Source organism: Limimaricola cinnabarinus, assembly GCF_047631075.1.
Classification (GTDB): Bacteria; Pseudomonadota; Alphaproteobacteria; order Rhodobacterales; family Rhodobacteraceae; genus Limimaricola; species Limimaricola cinnabarinus.
The window spans coordinates 1-21,472 of sequence record NZ_JBLHYX010000020.1 but is presented as its reverse complement, the minus strand read 5'-3'; the positions used below and the strand labels follow the sequence as shown (position 1 = coordinate 21,472).

The 21,472-nt window shown below is 67.2% G+C and carries 19 protein-coding genes and 2 pseudogenes; 9 read left to right on the top strand and 12 right to left on the bottom strand.

Translation table 11 applies throughout. The features are described from left to right. Window positions 1-30: 30 nt before the first annotated feature. Together ACJASC_RS14690 and ACJASC_RS14685 are read right to left on the bottom strand one after the other, a co-directional pair. On the bottom strand, window positions 31-1,284 hold the full coding sequence (locus ACJASC_RS14690; protein ID WP_415146657.1) for an ABC transporter substrate-binding protein: 1,254 nt from the start codon (window positions 1,282-1,284) through the stop codon (window positions 31-33). 34 nt (window positions 1,285-1,318) lie between these two features. Then, window positions 1,319-2,215, bottom strand: a complete 897-nt coding sequence (locus ACJASC_RS14685; protein ID WP_415146656.1) for an N-acetylmuramic acid 6-phosphate etherase — start codon at window positions 2,213-2,215, stop codon at window positions 1,319-1,321. Between the two features lie 158 nt (window positions 2,216-2,373). Here ACJASC_RS14685 and ACJASC_RS14680 point away from each other — a divergent pair, with 158 nt between their 5' ends. Together ACJASC_RS14680 and ACJASC_RS14675 are read left to right on the top strand one after the other, a co-directional pair. After that, complete coding sequence (locus ACJASC_RS14680; protein WP_415146655.1) at window positions 2,374-3,243, top strand: glucosamine kinase nucleotide-binding domain-containing protein; 870 nt, start codon at window positions 2,374-2,376, stop codon at window positions 3,241-3,243. After that, window positions 3,240-3,998, top strand: a complete 759-nt coding sequence (locus ACJASC_RS14675; RefSeq protein ID WP_415146654.1) for a GntR family transcriptional regulator — start codon at window positions 3,240-3,242, stop codon at window positions 3,996-3,998. Before ACJASC_RS14680 ends, ACJASC_RS14675 begins: the two co-directional genes overlap by 4 nt. 50 nt (window positions 3,999-4,048) lie before the next feature. On the opposite strand, the gene ACJASC_RS14670 is transcribed toward ACJASC_RS14675, so the two are convergent. Genes ACJASC_RS14670 through ACJASC_RS14650 form a run of 5 tightly spaced genes read right to left on the bottom strand, consistent with a single transcriptional unit; the run spans window position 4,049 to window position 8,510 of the window. Next, window positions 4,049-4,405, bottom strand: coding sequence for a cytochrome C oxidase subunit IV family protein (locus tag ACJASC_RS14670; protein WP_021694560.1), 357 nt, complete (start codon window positions 4,403-4,405; stop codon window positions 4,049-4,051). A 7-nt stretch (window positions 4,406-4,412) separates the two neighbouring features. Then, window positions 4,413-5,129, bottom strand: a complete 717-nt coding sequence (locus ACJASC_RS14665) for a heme-copper oxidase subunit III family protein (RefSeq protein WP_415146653.1) — start codon at window positions 5,127-5,129, stop codon at window positions 4,413-4,415. A gap of 11 nt (window positions 5,130-5,140) precedes the next feature. Continuing rightward, window positions 5,141-5,833 (bottom strand): cytochrome c oxidase subunit 3, encoded by a 693-nt coding sequence (locus tag ACJASC_RS14660; RefSeq protein ID WP_415146652.1) that lies wholly within the window; start codon window positions 5,831-5,833, stop codon window positions 5,141-5,143. Then, a complete protein-coding gene (locus tag ACJASC_RS14655) occupies window positions 5,830-7,602 on the bottom strand; it encodes a cbb3-type cytochrome c oxidase subunit I (RefSeq protein ID WP_415146651.1) in 1,773 nt (590 codons plus the stop codon). The genes ACJASC_RS14660 and ACJASC_RS14655 overlap by 4 nt, the downstream gene beginning before the upstream one ends. Then, window positions 7,599-8,510, bottom strand: coding sequence for a cytochrome c oxidase subunit II (locus ACJASC_RS14650; protein WP_415146650.1), 912 nt, complete (start codon window positions 8,508-8,510; stop codon window positions 7,599-7,601). Before ACJASC_RS14650 ends, ACJASC_RS14655 begins: the two co-directional genes overlap by 4 nt. A gap of 260 nt (window positions 8,511-8,770) precedes the next feature. Here ACJASC_RS14650 and ACJASC_RS14645 point away from each other — a divergent pair, with 260 nt between their 5' ends. Then, window positions 8,771-9,397 (top strand): YcbK family protein, encoded by a 627-nt coding sequence (locus tag ACJASC_RS14645; RefSeq protein ID WP_081698659.1) that lies wholly within the window; start codon window positions 8,771-8,773, stop codon window positions 9,395-9,397. Window positions 9,398-9,735: 338 nt separating this feature from the next. On the opposite strand, the gene ACJASC_RS14640 is transcribed toward ACJASC_RS14645, so the two are convergent. After that, entirely contained in the window at window positions 9,736-10,749 is a 1,014-nt protein-coding gene (locus ACJASC_RS14640; RefSeq protein ID WP_415146649.1) for a substrate-binding domain-containing protein, read from the bottom strand. A 133-nt stretch (window positions 10,750-10,882) separates the two neighbouring features. Between ACJASC_RS14640 and ACJASC_RS14635 the strand changes: the two genes are divergently transcribed. The 4 genes from ACJASC_RS14635 to ACJASC_RS14620 are packed head-to-tail and all read left to right on the top strand — an operon-like array spanning window position 10,883 to window position 16,833. Then, window positions 10,883-13,201: a DUF1989 domain-containing protein gene (locus ACJASC_RS14635; RefSeq protein ID WP_415146648.1), complete on the top strand. Its 2,319-nt coding sequence runs from the start codon at window positions 10,883-10,885 to the stop codon at window positions 13,199-13,201. A 32-nt stretch (window positions 13,202-13,233) separates the two neighbouring features. After that, window positions 13,234-14,199, top strand: coding sequence for an ABC transporter substrate-binding protein (locus ACJASC_RS14630; protein ID WP_415146647.1), 966 nt, complete (start codon window positions 13,234-13,236; stop codon window positions 14,197-14,199). A 56-nt stretch (window positions 14,200-14,255) separates the two neighbouring features. Then, window positions 14,256-15,305, top strand: a complete 1,050-nt coding sequence (locus ACJASC_RS14625; protein ID WP_415146646.1) for a quaternary amine ABC transporter ATP-binding protein — start codon at window positions 14,256-14,258, stop codon at window positions 15,303-15,305. A gap of 10 nt (window positions 15,306-15,315) precedes the next feature. Further along, the gene (locus ACJASC_RS14620; protein WP_021695558.1) at window positions 15,316-16,833 is read left to right on the top strand and encodes an ABC transporter permease; all 1,518 of its coding nucleotides are present in this window, start codon (window positions 15,316-15,318) and stop codon (window positions 16,831-16,833) included. 62 nt (window positions 16,834-16,895) lie between these two features. Here the strand turns inward: ACJASC_RS14620 and ACJASC_RS14615 are convergent, their stop codons facing one another. Further along, the gene (locus ACJASC_RS14615) at window positions 16,896-17,159 is read right to left on the bottom strand and encodes a LysR substrate-binding domain-containing protein (protein ID WP_415146682.1); all 264 of its coding nucleotides are present in this window, start codon (window positions 17,157-17,159) and stop codon (window positions 16,896-16,898) included. Between the two features lie 143 nt (window positions 17,160-17,302). On the opposite strand from ACJASC_RS14615, the gene ACJASC_RS14610 reads away from it, so the two are divergent. Beyond that, window positions 17,303-18,184, top strand: coding sequence for a pirin family protein (locus tag ACJASC_RS14610; protein ID WP_415146645.1), 882 nt, complete (start codon window positions 17,303-17,305; stop codon window positions 18,182-18,184). Window positions 18,185-18,251: 67 nt separating this feature from the next. After that, window positions 18,252-19,336: pseudogene (locus tag ACJASC_RS14605) on the top strand (NAD(P)/FAD-dependent oxidoreductase). A gap of 180 nt (window positions 19,337-19,516) precedes the next feature. Here ACJASC_RS14605 and purU read toward each other — a convergent pair. The 3 genes and pseudogenes from purU to ACJASC_RS14590 all read right to left on the bottom strand — a co-directional run. Beyond that, a complete protein-coding gene (purU, locus tag ACJASC_RS14600) occupies window positions 19,517-20,401 on the bottom strand; it encodes a formyltetrahydrofolate deformylase (protein WP_021695562.1) in 885 nt (294 codons plus the stop codon). Continuing rightward, entirely contained in the window at window positions 20,398-21,315 is a 918-nt protein-coding gene (folD, locus tag ACJASC_RS14595) for a bifunctional methylenetetrahydrofolate dehydrogenase/methenyltetrahydrofolate cyclohydrolase FolD (protein WP_415146644.1), read from the bottom strand. Before folD ends, purU begins: the two co-directional genes overlap by 4 nt. 3 nt (window positions 21,316-21,318) lie before the next feature. Next, window positions 21,319-21,472, bottom strand: a pseudogene (locus ACJASC_RS14590) (electron transfer flavoprotein subunit alpha/FixB family protein); the annotation flags it as partial.

The following is a 21,472-nucleotide window of genomic DNA, read 5'->3' as shown; positions in this document are numbered from 1 at the left end:
CGCGGCGGGCGCGCCCGGCATGGCCTTTAATTACGGCTTGGGCTCGTACCAGCTGGCGAGGCCGTCCTGCAGGCGCGCGCCCGCGTCCGACGGTGTCTCCGCACCCTTGATCACCTGCGCCGAGGCGTTCCAGGTTTCGTTCTCGAGGTTCGGCGTGCCGCGCGATAGGATCTGGTAGGTCGAGCGGATCGTCGAGTTGCACTCCTGCCGCCAGCTGGCGAATTCCTGCGCCAGTGGGTCCTCGATCTCGACCGGGGTCTCCGACAGCGGGAAGAAGCCGGGCAGGGCGTTGGCATAGAGCGTGGCGAACTCGGGCGAGGCAACCCAATCGAGGAAGGTCTTCGCCGCCTCGGGATGTTCGGTCGCGGCGTTCATGCCGATGCCGATATCGGTGTGATCCGAGATATAGCATTCATCGCCCGCGTTGGGCACGGGCGGCGGAAAGGCCCCCATCTCGAAGTCGGCGAGGTTGTTGAAGCCCGACACCTCCCAGGATCCGGCCGGGTAGATCGCCGCGCGGCCCAGCGTGAAGAGGTTCTGGCTGTCGGGGTAGGTCTGCGCCTCGAAGCCGTCGCCCAGATATTCGCCCCAGCGGGCGAGCTGCTCGTAGGGCGCGACCCATTCGGGGTCGGAAAGGCTGGCCTCGCCCGAGAGCAGCGCCTGACGGCCTTCTTCGCCTTTCCAATAGTTGGGCCCGATGTTCTGGTAGCCCATGGTCGCGGCTTCCCACTGGTCGTTGGTGCCCATCGCCATCGGGATGTATGTGCCGTCTTCCTTGATCGCATCGAGCACGGCAAAGAACGCGTCGACGGTCGTGGGCTCCTCCAGCCCCAGCTCCTCGAAGGCGTCCTTGTTGTAGATGAAGCCGTGGATCACGCTGGCCATCGGCACGCAGTAGGTGGCCGATCCGTCATCGGTGCTCCAGCCCGACTTGGCCACATCCGAAAAGTTCGACATGCCCTCGAGATCGCTCAGATCCGTGAGCTTGCCGCCGTCATAGAGCGCCAACGAGGCGTCGAAGGGACGGCAGGTGATCAGGTCGCCCGCCGAGCCCGCGTCGAGCTTGGAGTTCAGCACCGCATTGTACTCGGCCGGGGCCGATGGCGTGAAGTCGAGCTTGATGTCGGGGTGGGCGGCCTCGAAGGCCGGGATGATCTGGTCCTGCCAGATCGAGAGGTCGTCGTTGCGCCAGCTCTCGATGGTCAGCGTGACCTCCTGCGCCTGCGCGATGCCGGTCAGCAAGGTCGAGCCCAAGAGCGCGCCGGCGAATATCCGTTTGGTCATTGTCTTCTCCCGTGTTGGTGTTGCCGCGCCCTGTTCAGGCGTCTTGTTGTGCGATGAGCGCGCCGAGAGCCGGGCGCAGATGCTGGTGATGCGCGTCGAGCAGCGCCTGCGCCGCCTCCGGTGCGGCACCCGAGGCGATCAGGCAGGCCCGCTTCACCGCGCCGCCTGCGCGGTCGAGTGCATGTGCCGCCGCGTCGTCGCTCACGCCGGTCACGCTGGCGACGATATGCATCGCACGGGCACGCAGCTTGGCATTGTCGGCGACGAGGTTGACCATCATGCCGTCATGCACGTGACCCAGAAGGATGCCCGCCCGGGTCGAAATCAGGTTCAAAGCCGCCTTCTGCGCGGTGCCCGCCCCCATCCGGGTAGAGCCCGCCAGCGCCTCCGGCGGTGTCTCGACGCAGATCGCGACATCGGCGGCGGCAAGAAGCGGTGTGCCGGGATTGCAGGCGATCGCCACGATGCGTGTGCCACGCGCCTTGGCCCCCTCCGCGATGGCGGTAGGAAATGGCGTGGTGCCACTCGCGCTGAGCACGATGAGGACATCGTCGGCGCGCAGTTCCGCGACGACGGCACGCGCGGCCTCGGTGTCGTCTTCGGTGTCGCCCGGCATCGTGCCGTCCACCGGCACGCCGCCCGCCATGCGCAGCAGGATGCGACCTTGGGCGATGCCGAAGGTGCCGGGCAGCTCGGCCGCGTCGGCCAGCGCCATCAGCCCCGAGCTTCCGGCGGCCGCATAGACTAGACGCCCCCCGCCCACCAGGGCGGAGGCGACCAGCCGCGCGGCGGCCTCGAGTTCGCCGGTGACTGGGCGCAGGCTCTCAACCGCCGCGACCTGAACGTCGATCATGCGCGACAACGCGGCCGGGCCGTCCATCCGGTCCAGCGCCGTGTCGGCCGTCAACTGCTCGGTACGCGGTAGCGTCATGCGAATCCCCCTTCGAGACCTATCTAATACCTTTATGATACCTCTTGTCCAGATGGCTTCGAGCATATCGGTGCGAATGGCTGCCGCAGCCAGCTTCTACGTCTTCGCGGGGGGTTATATGTCTTCACACTCATCTAAAGGTATTATATAGGTATGACATGAAGCAAGCAGTCTCCCTTTATCTCGGCATCGATGGCGGCGGCACCGGCTGCCGTGCCGCCATCTGGCGCGACGGCGTGGTCGGACAGGGGGCCGCCGGGCCGGCCAATCTCACATCCGATTTCGAAGGCGGGATGGCCAATCTGCGGTCGGCGATCACCGCCGCGGCGCAATCGGCGGGTCTCGGGGCTGCGGAGCTGGAGCAGGCCATCGGACATGCCGGCCTTGCAGGGGTGCAGACCGACGACATGGCCCGCAAGGTCGCGGGTCAGCTGCCGGGGCGCTGCTGCGTCACCGAGGATCGCAATATCGCCATCGCCGGGGCACTCGGAGCGGAGGGTGACGGCGCCGTCCTTGCCATCGGAACGGGAAGTTTCGTGGGGCTGAGGCGCGGGGGCACCATCCGCGCGGTCGGCGGCTGGGGGCTGCAGCTGTCGGATCAGGCCTCCGGCGGCTGGCTCGGGCGCGCGGCGCTCGCCGCCACGCTCGAAGCGGTCGATGGCATGCGCGACCGAACCGCCCTTTCGGAGGCGCTGCTTGCGCGGATGGGCGGGACGCCGCAGGAGATCGTCGGCTTTGCAGCCTCCGCGCGGCCCGCGGATTACGGTGCGCTCGCGCCGGTGCTGGTTCAGGCGCTCGAGGCCGGAGATCCGCTTGCGCGCGATCTGTTCGCGCGCGGCGCGGGTTGGCTCGACCGCGCGCTTGCCGCTCTCGGCCATCGCCCGGAGGAGCCGATCTGCCTCACCGGAGGGCTGGGGCCACGCTACCGGGCTCTGCTCGACCGTCCGGACCGGCGCTTCGTCGCCCCGCTCGGCACCCCGCTCGACGGGGCGCTGATCCTCGCGCAGGCGGCGGGCGGGCGCGCATGAAGATCTCGGCCGTCCTCGACCCCGGGAACTGGAGCCGCGCCGATGGCGGGCCGCTTTATCTGCAACTGTCCAAAAAGTTCTCCGAGGCCGTCTCGCAGGGGCTTTTGGCACCGGGAAGTCCGCTGCCGCCGGAGCGCGAGATCGCGGCGATGACCGGGCTGTCGCGGGTCACGGTCCGCAAGGCGATCGGCCGGTTGGTCGAAGACGGGCTGGTGATCCAGAAGCAGGGCTCCGGCTCCTTCGTGGCGCCGCCTGCGCCCCGGCTCGAACAATCCCTGTCGCGGCTCACCTCCTTCACCGAGGACATGGCGCGGCGCGGGCTGTCGACGACGACCCTCTGGCTCGACCGGGGCATCTATATCCCCTCGCCGGACGAGGTGGTGGCGCTCGGTCTCTCGTCGGACGCGTCGGTCGCGCGGCTGGCGCGGCTGCGCCTGGCCGACGGGCGGCCCATGGCGATCGAACGCGCGGCGCTGCCGCTCGACATCCTGCCCGATCCGGGCGCGGTCGAGGTGTCGCTCTACGGCACGCTCGCCGAGGCCGGGCTGCGGCCCGTCCGCGCCCTGCAGAGGATCTCGGCCATCAACCTGGGCCGCGACGACGCCACCACGCTCGAGGTCGAACCGGGCACGGCCGGGCTGCGGATCGAGCGGACCTCCTATCTTGCCGATGGCCGGGTGGCCGAATTCACCCGCTCGCTCTACCGGGGCGACGCCTATAATTTCGTGGCCGAGCTGCGCTTGGCGCGGGACTGACGCGAGCGGCACCCAAAGCCTCATTTCACCGCTTGGAAGCCCGAGACGCCTTATCGGGGGGCCGAGAAATGCGTCTCGCGGGCCTGCAGCGTATAGCCCGATTCCGCGATCATGATTCCCATGAAGACCACCGCCGCGAGCGGTGGCAGCAGGATCGCATAGACCAGCGCCAGCCGCTCCCACGCCATGTGCATGAAGACCGCAACGATCAGCCCGGCCTTGAGCGCCATGAAGATCAGGATCAGCCCCCAACGCAGCATGCCCTGCAACTGCGCGTAATCGACCATGTAGGAGGCGATCGAGAGCACGAAGAGAAAACCCCAGCAAACGAGGTAGAGCCGGACCGGATGCGCCTGCCCCTCATGCGTGTCGGCGGAGGCGGTCTGGTTCGCGGATGCATGCGTCATGACAGCCTCACCACAAATAGAAGAACGCGAAGATGAACACCCAGACGAGATCGACGAAGTGCCAGTAGAGGCCCATGATCTCGACCGCCTCGTAATCGCCCTTCTCACGGCACAGCCATGTCCGCCGGCCGCTGTCGAACGCGCCCTTGCGGACCTTGCCCGCGACGATCAGCAGGAACAGCACGCCAAAGCTCACATGGGTGCCGTGAAAGCCGGTGATCATGAAGAAGGTCGCGCCGAACTGCTCCGCACCGAAGGGATTGCCCCATGGGCGCACGCCCTCATGGATCAGCTTGGACCACTCGAAGGCTTGCATGCCGACGAAGAGCGCGCCCAAGGCCGCGGTTGTGTACATCAGCGCGGCGGTGCGTTTGCGGTCGCGCGCATAGGCGAAGTTCACCGCCATCGCCATGGTGCCCGATGACGAGATCAGCACGAAGGTCATGATCGCGATCAAGGCCAGCGGCAGGTCCGCGCCGCCGATATGCAGCGAGAAGACCTCGCTCGCATTGGGCCAGTCCGCTTCGGTCGAGCTGCGCGCCGACATGTAGGAGATGAGGAAGATCGCGAAGACGAAGGTGTCGCTCAGCAGGAATATCCACATCATTGCCTTGCCCCACGACGCGCTCTTGAAGGCGCGCTGGTCGGAGGCCCAGTCGGCGGCAAGACCTTCCAGCCCGTCTGGGCGGGGAGGGACGGATCGGGGGGCTGTGGCGTCGGTCATGCGCGTCTCCCTCAGATCAATATCGCGCGGCAAAGTGCTGCGGCGTCGGCGGCCCAGCCGGTGAGGATCGCCAGCATGGCGACCCAGACGATCAGCAGGAAATGCCAGTAGATGGCGCAGAGCGCGACGGTGGGGGCGGCGGCACCGGGCCCCGCCCGCAGCCGCAGGGCCACCCGCGCCAGCGCCACCAACCCGCCGAGGATGTGCAGCCCGTGCAGCCCGGAGATCAGATAGAAGAAGCTCGCCCCCGGCGTCGCGGCAAGGCTCTGCCCGCTCTCGGCCATGCGCGCCCAGGCGAGGCCCTGCGCGAGAAGGAAGCCCGCCATGCTCGTGGCCCCCGCCCCGATCCAGCGCCCGAGGCCGGGCCCGTCGCCCCGCCGGGCGGCGAAGACGGCGGCTTGCATGGCGAGGCTGCTCAGGACAAGGAGCGCCAAGCCGAGCCAGACCACACGCGGCAGCCGCATCTCGAACCAGTCGGCATAGCCCATGCGCATGGTCACCGCGCTGCCCGACAGCGCGAAGAGCCCGCCCGCCACGATCAGGAAGATGCCGAGCCCGGCCCGCCCCGTGGGCTGCCCGCCGGGGGAAGGGATGCGGGTGTCGGCGCCGGTCTCCAACCATGGCCGCTCTGTCACGCCCTGTTTCCACAGCCATGTCAGCGCGATGACGGCGACCAATGCGACGAAGCCCAGAACGATGCTCATGGCACGTGGCTCCAGCTGGCGCGGGGGCCGGGATCGTCCTGCGCGATGTAGTCGCGCGCGGCCCCCGGCACGGAGTAGTCATAGGCCCAGCGATAGACCACGGGCAGCTCTTTGCCCCAGTTGCCGTGGCGCGGCGGGATCTCGGGCGTCTGCCATTCGAGCGAGGCGGCGCGCCACGGGTTCAGGCCAGATCTGCGTCCGAAGCACAGGCTCCAGAACAGGTTGAACAGGAACAACATCTGCGCCGCGCCCACGGTCAGGGCCGCCACGGTGATGAAGGCGTTGAGGGTGGCGACGCTGTCTGGCACAAAGCTCGCCGTGATGTCGGGATAGCGGCGCGGCACCCCGACAAGACCCACGTAATGCATCGGAAAGAAGATCGCGTAGGCGCCGATGAAGGTGACCCAGAAATGGACGAGCCCCATGCGGTGCGACAGCATCCGCCCCGAGATCAATGGAAACCAGTGATAGATCGCGCCGAAGATCACCATGATCGGCGCCACACCCATCACCATGTGAAAATGCGCCACCACGAACATCGTGTCCGACAACGGCACGTCGACCACCACGTTGCCGAGAAAGAGGCCGGTGAGACCACCGTTGAGGAAGGTGACGATGAAGCCGAGCGCGAAGAGCATCGGCAAGGTGAGGTGGATGTCGCCGCGCCACAGCGTCAGGACCCAGTTATAGACCTTGAGCGCGGTGGGCACCGCGATGATCAGGGTCGTGGTGGCGAAGAAGAAGCCGAAATAGGGGTGCATCCCCGAGACATACATGTGGTGCGCCCAGACGATGAAGGATAGCGCGCCGATGATGACGATGGCCCAGACCATCATCCGGTAGCCGAAGATGTTCTTGCGCGCATGCACCGCGATCAGGTCTGACACGATGCCGAAGGCGGGCAGGGCGACGATGTAGACCTCCGGATGGCCGAAGAACCAGAACAGGTGCTGGAACACGATCGGGCTTCCGCCGCCATAGCTCAGCTGCTCGCCCATCTCGACCAGCGCGGGCATGAAGAACGACGTGCCCAAGAGCCGGTCGAACAGCATCATCACGGCGGCCACGAACAGCGCGGGGAAGGCCAGAAGCGCCATGACGGTGGCGGTGAAGATGCCCCAGATGGTGAGCGGCATGCGCATCAATGTCATGCCGCGCGTTCGCGCCTGAAGCACCGTGACGGCATAGTTCAGACCGCCCATGGTGAAGCCGATGATGAACAGGATGAGCGACACCAGCATCAGCACGATGCCCCATTGCGTGCCGCCCGGCGTCCCCGACAGGATCGCCTGCGGCGGATAGAGCGTCCAGCCCGCCCCGGTGGGCCCGCCCGGCGTGAAGAAGCTTGCCGCCAGCACCACGACGGCCGCGAAATACATCCAGAAGCTCAGCATGTTGACGAAGGGAAACACCATGTCCCGCGCGCCGACCATGAGCGGGATCAGGTAGTTGCCGAAGCCGCCAAGGAAGATCGCGGTGAGCAGGTAGACCACCATGATCATGCCGTGCATGGTGATGAACTGGTAATAGGCCTCGGCCGAGATGAAATCGAACACGCCGGGAAAGCCGAGCTGCATCCGGATCAGCCATGACAGCACGAGGGCCACGAGGCCGATGGCGATGGCGGTGCCGGAATATTGCAGGGCGATGTATTTCGCGTCCTGCGAAAAGACCCAGCGCGACCAGAACCCATGCGCATGCGGCGGCGGCAGGTCGGGGACTTCGGCGGGCGGAATGCCCGTGTCGGGGTCTTCGCTGACGCTGCTCATGGATCGCTCCCTCCCGCGGTCTTCGCGACCTGAATGCCTTGGCTCGCGGGCAGACCCGCGAAGGTAAGCTGCTCGCCGAGCCAGGCCTCGTAGTCGGCCTCCTCATCGATCAGCACATAGCCGCGCATGATGCCGTGGCCGGTGCCGCAGAGTTCGGCGCAGAGCACCTCGAATTCGCCGGTGCGGGTGGGGGTGAACCAGAAATAGGTCACCATGCCGGGCACCATGTCCATCTTGGCGCGGAACTCGGGCACGTAGAAATCATGCAGCACGTCGATCGAGCGCAAATTGACCTTCACGGGCCGGCCCAGTGGCAGATGGAGGTCGCCCGCGTCGATCACCACGTCGTCGGCGCCGAAGCGGTCATGCGGGTTGATGCCGAGCGGGTTCTCGAAATCGATCCATTCGACGCCGGAGCTTCCCAGCCGCCCGTCGACGCCGGGCAGGCGGTAGCTCCAGAACCATTGCTGCGCCACCACCTCGATCTCGGTCGCCTCGTCGGGAACGGTGATGAACTGCTTCCAGACCACGAGGCCCGGTGCCAGCATCGCCGCCACGCCGAGCGCGGTGAGGCCGGTGAGCCAGATTTCGAGCCTACGGCTTTCGGGTTCGTAATGGGCGACGCGGCCGGGCTTGTGGCGGTAGCGGAACACGCACCACGCCATGAACAGCACCACCGCGACGAAGACCGCGCCGGTGATCCAGAAGGTGACGACGAGGGTGGTGTCGATATAGCCCCAATTCGAGGCGATCGGGGTCCACCACCAAGGGCTGAGAAGGTGAAAGCCGACGGAAAACAGAACAATCAGTACCAGACTGGCCGCAACGATCATCGCGATGCCCGCTCGCGCGACCGGTGAAGAAACGCGCACCAGCCGGGCGATCCCTATGCAGATGGTTGCGACCATAGCCGAATTTCGGACAATTTTCCAGCGATTTGCACCGCCCCGCCCCTGAGGGCGCCCGGTGCGCCGTCCGGGCGAGACCGGAAACTCCGGGCCGGGCCGCGGCGCTATCGATGCGGCGCATTCAGGTAACGGTGTCGTTTGCGGCCCGGACACCCCTTGTCCGAAGCATCGGCCTGTCGCATGCTTTGCATCCGGAAGGCGTTCTCGACAGCGTCTTCTTCGAGACCCCGGGAAACGGGGCCGAGCAGTGATGAGGTACCATGAATACATCCAGCCCGCCCGCGGGGCGCGTCACTCGGCGCAGGCTTTTCTGTGCTGCCGGCGCAAGCCTCGCCACGCCGCTCCTGTCAGGCTGCGCCGCTCGCGGCTATGAGAAACTGCCTTCTCCCACCCGGCCCGGCACGCGGCTGGACTTCATGTTTCCGCGCGGGGACAGTTATCTCGACATCACCAACGCCCATACCGGCGAACGCCGGGCCTTGCGCTTCATGAAGGACGGCCGCACGGATCGGCGCGCGCTGCGTCGGCTGGACTGGTTGTTCCGGGACTGGCGCGACGGTGAGACCCCGGACATCGACCACAGGATCTACTGGAGCCTTGCGGCGCTATCGGACGTGGTCCGGCAGCAGGGGCATTCGGGCCAGATCATTCTGCTTTCGGGGTTTCGCACGCCGGAAACGACGCGGTTTCTGCAAAGCCGGGGCATTGGCGCCTCGTCCAACAGCTATCACATGAAACGGCGGGCCGCCGACGTCCTGTTCGAGGGTATTCCCATGACGGACGTGGCCAACATAGCGGAATGGCTGCAGGTCGGAGGCGTCGGCCGATACCATGGATCGAACTTCACGCATATCGATTCCGGCCCGATCCGGACTTGGCGTGGCTGAAGCCTTTCGAATGCAGGTCATGATAGGGCGCTCTTTCGGGAGCGGGAGTTCCTGACGTTCCTTTCCCCGTGAACCCGCGCGGCGGTTCACGCGCCTTCTTCAGGATCCGTCAGTCGGGTTTCCCACGAGCAGGTCGCATGAGGCGGCGCTCGTCCCAGTCACGACATCAGCCCGACCCCCATCGGCGGGTGGGGATCCTGCACGTTTCGACACAGTGATGGCGATGAAGATCCGGGCAGACCCGAGATCGGGGGCGGGCTGCCGGAGAGCACCGATCACAAAATGACGATGGCCGGCGGGATCGCCGCCGATCTTCGGGAATGCCAAGACCCTTCGCGTCAGGCTTCGCTGGGTGGCGCGGCGGTGCTGTCGCGCGCCATCAGCGCTGTGTCGAGGAGCTGTGCCTCGGGGCGGCGCTGCGCCTCGACCCAGCCCGCAATGGCGTCGGCCGCGACCCGGCCCATTCGCCCGACCGGCAGATGCACGGTGGTCAGCGCCGGATAGAGATGCGCCGAGCCGGGCAGATCGTCGGTGCCGATCACCGACAGCGCCTCGGGCACGCGTATTCCGGCATGAAGACATTCCTGAAGCGCGCCGGTCGCCTGCACATCCGACAGGCACAAAAGCGCGGTCGGGCGGACCGGCGCGGCCAGCGCCGCGCGGGTGGCCGCGCGACCGTCGGCGATCGTCATGCCGGTGGCGTGAAAGACGAGGTCGTGGTCGCTCTCCTCGAGCGCGGTGACCCGCAGCGCCGTCCGGTCGTTGGTAGCGAGCGGGCCGTGCAGCACCGCGATCCGCCGATGGCCCAGATCGGTCAGGTGGCGCAGCGCCATCAGCGCCGCGGCCCGGTTGTCGTAGCCCACCGTCGGCAGAGCATAGCCGGGATCGTACCACGAGGTCGCCACGGCGGGCAGGCGGGTCCGCTCGATCAGGGCGTGGAACTCCGGCGCGCGGGCGGCACCGGAGACGAGCAGCCCCTCGGCGCCGATGTCCAGAAGGCCCTGTGCCTTGCGCGCCTCGGTCTGCGGATCGCCGCGGGTGGTGGCCACCACCAGCGACAGTCGATGCTCGGCCAGCCGCGACTCCAGCTCGGCCAGCAGCCGGGCAAAGATGTCGTGATCGAGCGTCGGCACCAGCGCGCCCACGAAGCGGCTACGGCCCGAATTGATCGCCCGGGCCGCGGCGCTCGGGGTCCAGTGCAGCCGCGCCATCGCATCCTCGACCCGAAGCCGGGTATCGCGGGCCACGCTGCCCGGCGCGTTCAACACCCGACTCACCGTCGCGACCGAAACCTCGGCCGCCGCGGCGACGTCGCGCAGGTTGGCGCGTCTGTGGGGTGCCCTGTTTTGCATCGCGTCCTGCGCCTCCTGTGCAGCTTTCCGGCATTTTCGGGCCGGATCCGAGACCCGCAACAAGGTTCTTGACGAATGTAACCAGTTACACCGAACATGTAACCAGTTACATCAAGGGAGCGGGACCTGCTCGATGGACAACTACGCACTCCTGCGCGCGTTCGACAACATCGGATACGCCACCCCCGCCCGGAGGTTTCCGGGCTTTCCCAAGGCGAGCGAAGCGCGGCGGCATGTACTGCCCCCGCGCGCGGGGCTGCGGCTCGATCTCGAACCCGGCGACCTGTTGTCGGTGATCGTCGAGGGCGGGGAGGCCCGGATCGCCTGCTTCGACGCGCGCGGTGGCGATGCCGCCCCGGCGCTGGGGTTGGTGGCGGACGGCGTGCTGGAGCCTCTCAAGTGCGACGCGGAGCCGATGCTGGGCTGGATCGCGGCGCAGGGCGGGGCTGCGAGCCGGGTCCCGGCGGCGCGGCTGCGGCCCGGCGACGAACCGCTGGTGCTGCGCGCAAGCCGCGCGGTGACCGCGTGGCTGTTCCACCCCGCGGCCACGGACGCGATGATCGGCGGCGCGCATCCCTCGCGCCTCGAGGTGACGCACCAGCCCGCGCCGCGCACGCAGGTCCGGCTGCCCGCCCCCTTGGGCGAGGTGCGCGAGGAGTTCACCGTGCCACGCGGCACCGCGCTGGCCTACCGGCTGCGCGAGGGCGAATACCTCCAGATCATCGACGTCGAGGGGCAGCAATGCTCGGATTTCACCGCGTTTCGCAGCGACGGGCTGGAGGCGGGGCGCGAATGGATGATCGACGGCACCGCCACCCGCTCGATGGTGCGCGGCGCCTATCCGGGGCCGGGGCTGCTCGACAAGTTCCACGACGCTGAGATGCGGCCCTTGCTGCAGGTGGTGCAGGACACCTGCGGACGGCACGACACGTTCGGGCTGGCCTGTACCGCGCGCGGCTACGAGGATCGCGGCTTTCCCGGCCATCTGAACTGCTCGGACAACATCTCCGAGGCGCTGGCGCCCTACGGGGTGGCGCGCCGCTCGGCCTGGCCCGCGATCAACTTCTTCTGGAACACGTGGATCGACCATGCCTCGCACCGGATCATGACCGAGGAATCCCATTCCCGCCCCGGCGATCACGTCACGATGCGCGCGCTCGAGGATCTGGTCTGCGTCTCCACCGCCTGCCCCGACGACATCGACCCGATCAACGGCTGGAATCCGACCGATGTGCATGTGCGCATCTACCGCCCCGAGACCCCCATCCGCCGCGCCGTGGCCTGGCGCGAAAAGGAAGACGCCCCGATGACCACCAGCCAGCCTTCGGCCTTTCACGCGCGGCTCGAGCCGCTGACCCGGCATTTTTCGGCGGCGCGTGACCTGTGGGCGGCGGTCGATTTTCCCGCCACGGGGGCCTTGGGCGAATACTGGGCCTGCCGCGAGGCGGTCACGGTGCAGGACATGAGCAGCCTGCGCAAATACGACATCGTCGGCCCTGACGCCGAGGCGCTGCTGCAGCGGGCCACGACGCGCAACGTGGCCAAGATGGCAGTCTGGCGCGGTGCCTACACACTGATGTGCGACGAGGCCGGCACGGTGATCGACGACGGCACGCTGTTCCGGCTCGGGCCGGAGCTGTTCCGCTGGTGCTGCGGCAGCGAGGAGAGCGGTCGCGTGCTCGAGGAACTGGCGCGCGAGATGGGCGCGCAGGTGCGCATCCACGCGCTCGGTGGCGCGATGCCCAACCTCGCCGTCCAAGGGCCGCAGTCGCGCGAGCTTCTGCGCCGCATCGTCTTCACCCAGCCGCAGGTTCCCGCGCTCGGGGATCTCAAATGGTTCGGCGTCACCGTCGCGCGCCTTGGCGACCGCGAGGGTGCGCCCTTCATGCTGGCGCGATCGGGCTATACCGGTGAGCTGGGATACGAGATCTTCTGCGCCCGCGCCGACGCGCTGGCGATCTGGGACGCGATCATGGAGGCGGGCGCGGATCTGGGCGTCACGCCGATGGGCACCGAGGCGCTCGGCATGATCCGGATCGAAGCGGGGCTGGCCGCCGCGGGGGCGGAGTTCGCGCCCGGTGTGGACGCTTTCGAGGCGGGGCTGGGCTTTGCCGTTGACCTCGACAAGCCCGCCTTCACCGGCCGCGAGGCGCTGGCGCGCAACGCGCAGGCTCCGCGCCGGGTGCTCAAGGGGCTGCTGCTCGACGGGAGCGACGTGCCCCGCCATGCGAGCCCGGTGCTCGACGGCGAACGGCAGGTGGGCGTGGTGACCTCCGCCACCCGCTCTCCCACGCTCGGCCATGCGGTCGCGATCGTGCGCCTCGGGGTGGAGCATTCCGAGAATGGCCGCCGGCTGGAGATCGGCCAGATGGACGGCCGCATGAAGCGGCTTGGCGGCACGGTCGCCGACATTCCCTTCATCGATCCGCAGCGCAAGCGGGCCCGCGCCTGAGGCGCATCATCCCCCAACAGGAGACGACACCCATGAAGACAGCGTCATTCGCGACGACAGCCCTCGCGGTGCTGAGCTTGGCCGGCCCGGCCGCCGCCCAGGAAAAGGTCATGGTGGGCGAACCGAGTTGGCCCGGCGCGCGGATCATGAGCCGGATCATCGGTCAGGTGATCGAGACCCGCCTCGGCAGCGAGGTCGGCTATGCGCCGGGGGCCAACGCGGTGATCTTCGCCTCGATGGATGGCGGGCGCGGCGATATCGACGTGCATCCCGACGTCTGGCTGCCGAACCACGCCTCCTATGTCGAGGAATACGTGGAAGAGAAGGGCAGCGTCGCGCTTTCGGCCGGCAGCTACGAGGGGCGCACCGGCTTTTGCACCCCGACCTACATGGCCGAGACGCATGGCATCACTTCGGTCTACGACCTCGCGACCCCGGTCGCGCAGCCGCTGTTCGACGGCGATGGCGATGGCAAGGGCGAGATCTGGATCGGCGCGACCGGCTGGGCCTCGACCAACGTGCACAAGGTCAAGGTGCGCGACTATGGCATCGAGACCTTCCTCGAGCCGACGACCGAGGACGAGGCGGTGTTCTACGCGCGCCTCAAGGACGCGATCGAGCGCGAGGAGGGCGTGGTCTTCTACTGTTACTCGCCCCATTACGTGCACGCGCTCTACGACGTGACCATGATCGAGGAGCCCGCCCACGATCCGGCCCAATATGACATGGTCCAACCCGATCAGGACGCCGACTGGTTCAACAAATCGTCGATCACCACCGGAGATCCGGTCAAGACGGTGACGGTGGCCTATTCGGGTTCGCTCGAAGAGCGCAACCCCGGTGCCGCGGCCTTCCTCGGACAGGTCGAAATGGAGGCGGATGCGCTTTCGGAGCTGACCTACGAGGTGATCGTCGAGGGGCGCGACATGGACGCCACTGTGGCCGACTGGCTCGCCGCCAATGGCGATGTGGTCGATGGCTGGCTGGGCCTGAATTGAACGCAACCGCCCCGCCCCCGGTCGGGGCGGCGCGCCACAAACCGGACGGGGGCGAGATGGACGGGGATATCGCGATCGACGCACGCGGCGTCTGGAAGATCTTTGGAGCGCAGGCGCATCGGGCGCTGACGGCGATCCACGAGGACCATCTGACGAAGGCCGAGGTGCTTGAGGCGTTCGACTGCGTGGTGGGGGTGGCGGATGCCAGTTTCCAGGTCGCGCGGGGCGAGCTGTTTTGCGTGATGGGGCTGTCGGGCTCGGGCAAATCGACGCTGGTGCGCCACGTCAACCGACTGCTCGATCCGACCGCCGGCGAGATCCGCATCAACGGCGAGGACGTGATGAAGCTCGACGAGGCGGGGCTGCGCGAGCTGCGCAATCGCCGCGTCGCGATGGTGTTCCAGAACTTCGGGCTGATGCCGCACCGCACGGTGCGCGACAACGTCGCCATGCCGCTCGAGATCCGCGGCGCCGGCAAGGCGCGCCGCTGGGAAGAGGCGGACCGGGTGCTGAATCTGGTCGAACTGGCCGGTTGGGAGGACAAATACGCGCATGAGTTGTCGGGGGGCATGCAGCAGCGCGTGGGCCTCGCCCGCGCCATCGCCGCCGACCCCGAGATCCTGCTGATGGACGAGCCGTTCTCGGCGCTCGATCCGCTGATCCGCAAGCAGCTTCAAGACCAGTTCATGGCGCTGTCGCGCAAGCTGGGCAAGACCACCATGTTCATCACCCATGATCTCGACGAGGCGATCCGCATCGGCCACCGGATCGCGATCATGAAGGACGGGCGCATCGTTCAGGTGGGCACGCCCGAAGAGATCATCCTCAATCCCGCCGATGATTACGTCTCGGATTTCGTGGCCGGGATCTCCAAGCTCAACCTGATCTTCGCCCATTCGGTGATGCAGCCGCTGGCGGAGTTCGAGGCGCGCCATGGCGCGGTGCCCCGGGATGCGCGGGTCGCGCATCCCAAGATGGATCTCAGCGATCTCATGAACCTCGCGGTGGACGGGCACGGCATCGTCACCGTGGCCGACGACCACAACACCGTGGGCGTCATCAACCGCGCGTGCCTTTTGCGCGCGATCCAGAACAGCCAAGCCTGAGGAGCGCGCCATGATGCATGTCGATCCGTCGCAGATCCGGCCCGAGACGAGCGCGCGGCTGGACCGCCTTGTAAGTGAGTTCGTCGATCGCTCGCCCGGTTATTACCAGCGCGTCTTCCGGCACATGATGCAGGCGCCTGGCTACCGCTTCACGCTCAATGGGGCGGCGGCACTTCTGGGGCCGATCTGGTTCGGGGCGCGCGGGCTATGGTCGTGGTTCCTCGGCGTGCTGCTCTTCGACACGCTGGCCTTCATCCTGATGGGGATGGGGCTGTTCGGCGATCTGGGCCGCGAGGCGCGGCTGCGCGCCGATCAGATCGCCCAGACGCTGGAATTGCGGCGCCAGCAGGTCGCGGCGGCCGAGGCTTCGGGCGCGGCCTCGCTCGACAATCTGCGCCGCGCGGCCGAGGCGCTCGAAGGCGCGCAGGCCGGTGCGCAGGCGGCGGCGCGCACTGCCGATGCGGGCGGCATCCTCTATTTCGCCGGTGGGCTGGCGCTGCTGGCGGCGGTCCGCTTCGGCGCGGCGGCGCTGGCCAACTGGACGCTGGAGGCGCAGTTCGCCCGGTGGCGGTCGGATCGCGGCGCGGCGAGCGGATGGTCGCGCGACCGGCTGTTCATGGCCGCGCTGCTCTCGGTGATCGTGGTGGGCCTGTCGGTGCTGAAATTCGCGCGGCCTGACGCCGTCGCGCTGCTCGAGACGTTTCCGACGGATCGCAACTGGCAGCTGCAGCTCGGCGACGGGCTGCAGGAGGTGTTCGACTGGACCAAAGATTCGGGGCGCGGCTTCTTCGATGCTGTGACGCTGGGGATGCGCACGCTGCTCGACTGGATCGAGCTGGTGCTGGTGGGCACGCCATGGCCGGTGGTAGCGCTGGTCTTCGTGATGCTGGGCTGGCTGTCGGGCGGCGCGCGGGTGGCGATCTTCACCGCCGCGGCGCTGGCCTATCTGGGCGTGCTCGATTTCTGGGAAAAGGCGATGACCACCATCGCGCTTCTGGGGGCGGCGGCATTGATCTCGATCACGCTGGGCATCCCGTTGGGGATCTACTGCGCGCGGCGGCCCCGGGTCTTCGCGGTGGTGCGCCCGGTGCTCGACTTCATGCAGTCGATGCCCTCCTTCGTCTACCTGATCCCGGTGGTGGCCTTCATCGGATCGGGCAAGCCGGCGGGGGTGGTGGCGACGATGATCTTCGGCAGCCCGCCGGTGATCCGCTTTACCGTGCTGGGCCTGCAGCAGGTGCCGGCGGCGGTGCGGGAGGCGGCGATGGCCTTCGGCGCGACGCCGCGCTACCTGCTGTGGCGGGTGGACCTGCCGCTGGCGCGCCGGACGATCATGGCGGGCATCAACCAGACCATCCTTTTGTCGCTGGCCATGGTGGTGGTGGCCTCGCTGATCGGCGCCAAGGGGCTGGGCGAGGACGTGCTGGAGGCGCTGCAATTCGCCGCCGCGGGCCAAGGCATCCTCGCGGGCCTCGCGATCCTGTTCTGCGCGCTTATCCTCGATCGGATCGTGGCGGGGCGCAGATAGCCCCGCCCGCCGCCGGAACGGGCCTCCGCAGCCTTAGGACAAGGTCTCAGGCCCATGTCCCCTTACCGGAAATACGCACCGAACTCGTTCCATAGATGATCCGCGACGGGACCTATGACCGGCCTGCGCTGGCGAAAGACGAAAACCTCGATGCCAAAGCTCAGATGGGTGTGCGGCAGGAGGATTGCCCGCAGCTGGTCTCGCGCCAACTCTTCGGCGATCATGTATTCTGGCAGACGGCCCCAACCGAGGCCGGTCACCAGCAACTGCTTCTTCATGGGCAGGTCGTCGACATACCATCGCCTCTGGCCCTTCTGGACGCCGATTTCGCGATCCAGAAGCCCGGAGGCCTGACCAGCTTCACCAGCAACCCCCGTTCATAAGAAAACCTGATATAGATACGCAGAAAATATAAATTTCAATCTGCCCTTCGGATGCCTACCTCTGAATCGGCAAACGGAGACATCCGATGAAACAGGTCATATCCCATAAAGCCGCCCGGCCCGATCGGGTCGGCCCCTTCACCATCGCCCGGGCCCTCCCGAACGAGGCGGCCCAATCGGTGGGTCCGATCATGTTGCTGGACCACCTGCCGCCGATGACCATCGCGGCGGGCGAGCTTCCCGATCCCGACGGCTCCTTCGCCCATCCGCACCGGGGTATCGCCACCTTCACCTATGTTCTGGAAGGGGCGCTGACCCATGCCGACAGCAGCGGCGGGCATGGCACCATCACCGCGGGCGGTGTGCAATGGATGAAGGCGGGCCGCGGCATCGTGCATGACGAAATGCTGCCCGCGAAGCTGCGCCGCGAGGGCGGCAGGCTGCACAGCTTCCAGTTCTGGATCAACCTGCCCGCACGGCACAAGGCAGAGCCGGCCGAATACCTGCCCGTTCCGGCCGAGAAGTTGCCTGTCGTGGCCCTGCCGGGGGGCCGGGCCCAACTCAAGGTGCTCTTGGGTGAATACGATGGAAACGCATCGCCGATCCCGATCTATGCACACGAGTTCATCTGGCATCTTCGCGTCGAGCCCATGGGCGCTGCCCGGGTGCCCTTGCGCCCCGATCTCCCCGTTGCGGGCTTCCTTCCCGGCCATGGCGCAGTCGTGAGCGGCACGGAGGTCGGCACGCAGCGATATTTCGAGCTTGGCGCTGACGGGACGGAGATCGAGATCGTCAACCCGCGTGCGGAGCCGCTCGATCTGCTGTTGTTCGGCGGGGAGCCGATCACGGAGCCGGTGGCGATGCGGGGCCCCTTCGTGATGAACACCGAAGGCGAGTTGAAACAGGCCTTCCGCGAGTTCCGCGCGGGCGAATACGGCCAGATCGCCTACCAGCCCGAAACCGATTGATACCCAGGGAAAACCAGCGAGCCCCGGCGCGGAACAGCCGCATGGCCGCCAAGAAAGGAGACATCCCGTGTCCAGACGCATCGCGATCATCGGTGGCGGCTATATCGGCGCCGAACTTGCCAAAGCCCTCGACAACACCGCCGACGTTACCCTGATCGAGCCGCGCAGCCATTTCGTTCATGCCCCGGCGATGATCCGCGCCGTGGTCGACCCCTCGCTGCTCGACCGGGCGTTGATCCCCTATGACCGCTTGTTGAAGAACGGCCGCGTGATCCGCACCCGCGCGAGCGGTATCGACGCGACCGGGGTCACTCTGGAGGACGGGCAAAGGGTGGAAGCCGACCAGATCGTCGTCGCCACCGGCTCGGCCAATGCCATGCCCTTCAAGCCCGTCGGCGACGACATCGTGGGGTTGCGAAAGGCCAACCAGCGCATCCACGAACAGCTCAAGACGGCGCGCCGGGTCGGCATCGTCGGTGCAGGCGCCGTCGGCACCGAGCTTGCGGGCGAGATCGCCCATGCCATGCCGGACAAGGAGATCACGCTGATCTCGGATGCCGACGGCGCCTGTTTCCGACCATGCCGGAGAAGCTCGGCGCCGGGCTGGCAAAGAAGCTGCGCGCCGCTGGCGTGACCCTGATCCTCGGCAAACGGGCCCAGAACCTTCAAAGCATGACCGAGCCCCATACCGGCCGCCTGACGCTCTCCGACGGGTCGGAGCAGGAGTTCGATCTGATCTTTCCCGCCTTGGGCTCGCGCGCCAGCTCCGAACTGCTCAAAGCCCTGCCCGATACGCGAAAAAGCACCGCGAACAGGGTCAAGGTGGACAAGTGGCTGCGCCCATCCGCGCTGCCGAACGTCTTTGCCGCCGGTGACGTGGCCGATGCGGGCGACGGCATGACTATCGTCGCGACGAGCCGCCAGCTTCCATGGCTCAAGACGACGCTGAAGGGGCTCATGGCGGGCAAGCCGATCCAAGAGATGAAGCCCTACAAGCCATGGGGACCAAAGGCGCCGATCCTCGTGCCGCTTGGCCCTAAACGCGGCAATTCCTTCCTCGGGCTTTTCACGGCAGGGGATCTGCTGACGCGCAAGATGAAGGGCGAGGACCTGTTCGTGACGAAGTACAACAAGCTGTTGAACCGGGCCTGAGCGGTCACAGGCCCCCGCGCCCTCGAAGCATTGCCTCTGTCGAGCGCAGAGAATTGCGTCCTCATTCATTCTCGGGAAAGACGCGCTTGCATGGGAATGATGGAAGGCGCGCCCGGCCATGCGAAAAGGGCCCGGATCGGGCCGGACCCTCGTGGTCTCGCGCGCGGGAAAGGCAGGTGCCTAGCCCATGCGTTCGCTTGAGAAACTGCCCGGTGAAGCGGGAAAGACCACCGTCTTGTTACCGTTGAGAAAGACCCGGTGATGCGCATGGGCGTGGATCGCGCGGGCCAGCACCTGTGCCTCGACGTCGCGGCCGAGGCTCACATAGTCAGAGGCCGATTGCGCATGGGTGACGCGGACGATGTCCTGCTCGATGATCGGGCCTTCGTCGAGATCGGCGGTGACATAGTGCGAGGTCGCTCCGATCAGCTTCACGCCACGCTCGAAGGCCTGCTTGTAAGGGTTGGCGCCCTTGAAGCTGGGCAGGAAGGAATGGTGAATGTTGATGATCCGCCCCGACATCACCCGGCACATCTGGTCCGAGAGGATCTGCATGTAGCGCGCCAGCACGACCAACTCGGCCCCGGTCTCCTCGACGACGCGCATGATCGCGGCCTCGGCCTCGGGCTTGTTGTCGGGCGTGACCTTGATGCAGTGGAACGGAATGTCGGCGTTCACCACCGCCTTCTGGTAATCCATGTGGTTCGAAATAACCGCCACGACCTCCACCGGCAGCGCGCCGATACGCACCCGGTAGAGCAGGTCGTTCAGGCAATGGCCGAAGCGCGAGACCATGATGACGACCTTCATCTTGCAGGCCTCGTCGTGGAAGGCCCAGCCCATTTCCAGCAGCCGGGCGACGGCCTCGAACCCCTCGCGCAGCGTGTCGAGATCGGCACCTTCCTCGGGGGTGAAGCTCACGCGCATGAAGAACCGGCCCGTCGCCTGATCGTCGAATTGGGCGCTGTCGGTGATCATGCAGTCGTGCTTGGCGAGAAAGGTGGAGATGGCGGCGACGATGCCGCGCCGGGTCGGGCAGGTGACGGTCAGGCAGTAGCGGTTCATGCGGGGTCCTGTTCATCCAAGTCGAGGGGCGCGCAATCGAGCCCGTGTTGATGGCAATAGGCGCTGAGCGTGTTGGCCAAGAGGCAGGCGATGGTCATCGGGCCGACGCCGCCGGGCACCGGCGTGATCGCGCCGGCCACCTCGCGGACGGCGTCGAAATCCACGTCGCCGACGAGGCGGGTGCGCCCTTCGCCCCGCTCGGGCGCGGGGATGCGGTTGATGCCGACGTCGATCACCGTGGCGCCCGGCTTGATCCAGTCGGCGCGCACCAGCCCCGGCACGCCGGCGGCGACCACGAGGATGTCGGCCAGCCGCGCCAGCTCGGGGATGTTGGTGGAGGATTTATGCGCGATCATCACCGTGCAATCGGCATTGAGCAACAGCCGCGCCATCGGCTTGCCCACGACGTTGGAATGGCCGATGACGAGGGCGGTCCTGCCGCGCAGATCGCTGTGGCGTTCGCGCAGCATCATCATGCAGCCCAGCGGCGTGCAGGGCACGATCGCCTCCTGTCCTGTGCCGACCATGCCGACATTCGAGATATGAAAGCCGTCTACATCCTTGTGCGGGGCGATCGCGTTGATCACCGCGCGGGGATCGAGATGGGCGGGCAGGGGCAGCTGCACGAGGATGCCGTGCACCTGCGCGTCGTCGTTGAGCCGCGCGATCAGGTCGAGCAGCTCGGCCGCCCGCGTGGTCTCGGGCAGGCGGTATTCGAAGGATTTCATGCCCGCTTCGAGCGCCTGCTTGCCCTTGGAGCGGACATAGACCTCGGACGCCGGGTCATGGCCCACCAGTACCACCGCGAGGCCGGGGGCCTGCCCGGCCCGTGGCGCCGCCTCGGCCACCCGGTCGCGCACGCTGGCGCGCAGCCGCGCGGCAAAGGCCCGACCGTCGATCAGTTCGGCTCCCATGGCTCAGAACCGTCCGCTCAACGCAGGGACCACCTCGAACAGATCTCCGACGAGGCCGTAATCGGCGACCTGGAAGATCGGCGCCTCCTCGTCCTTGTTGATGGCGACGATGACCTTGCTGTCCTTCATCCCCGCGAGGTGCTGGATCGCGCCCGAG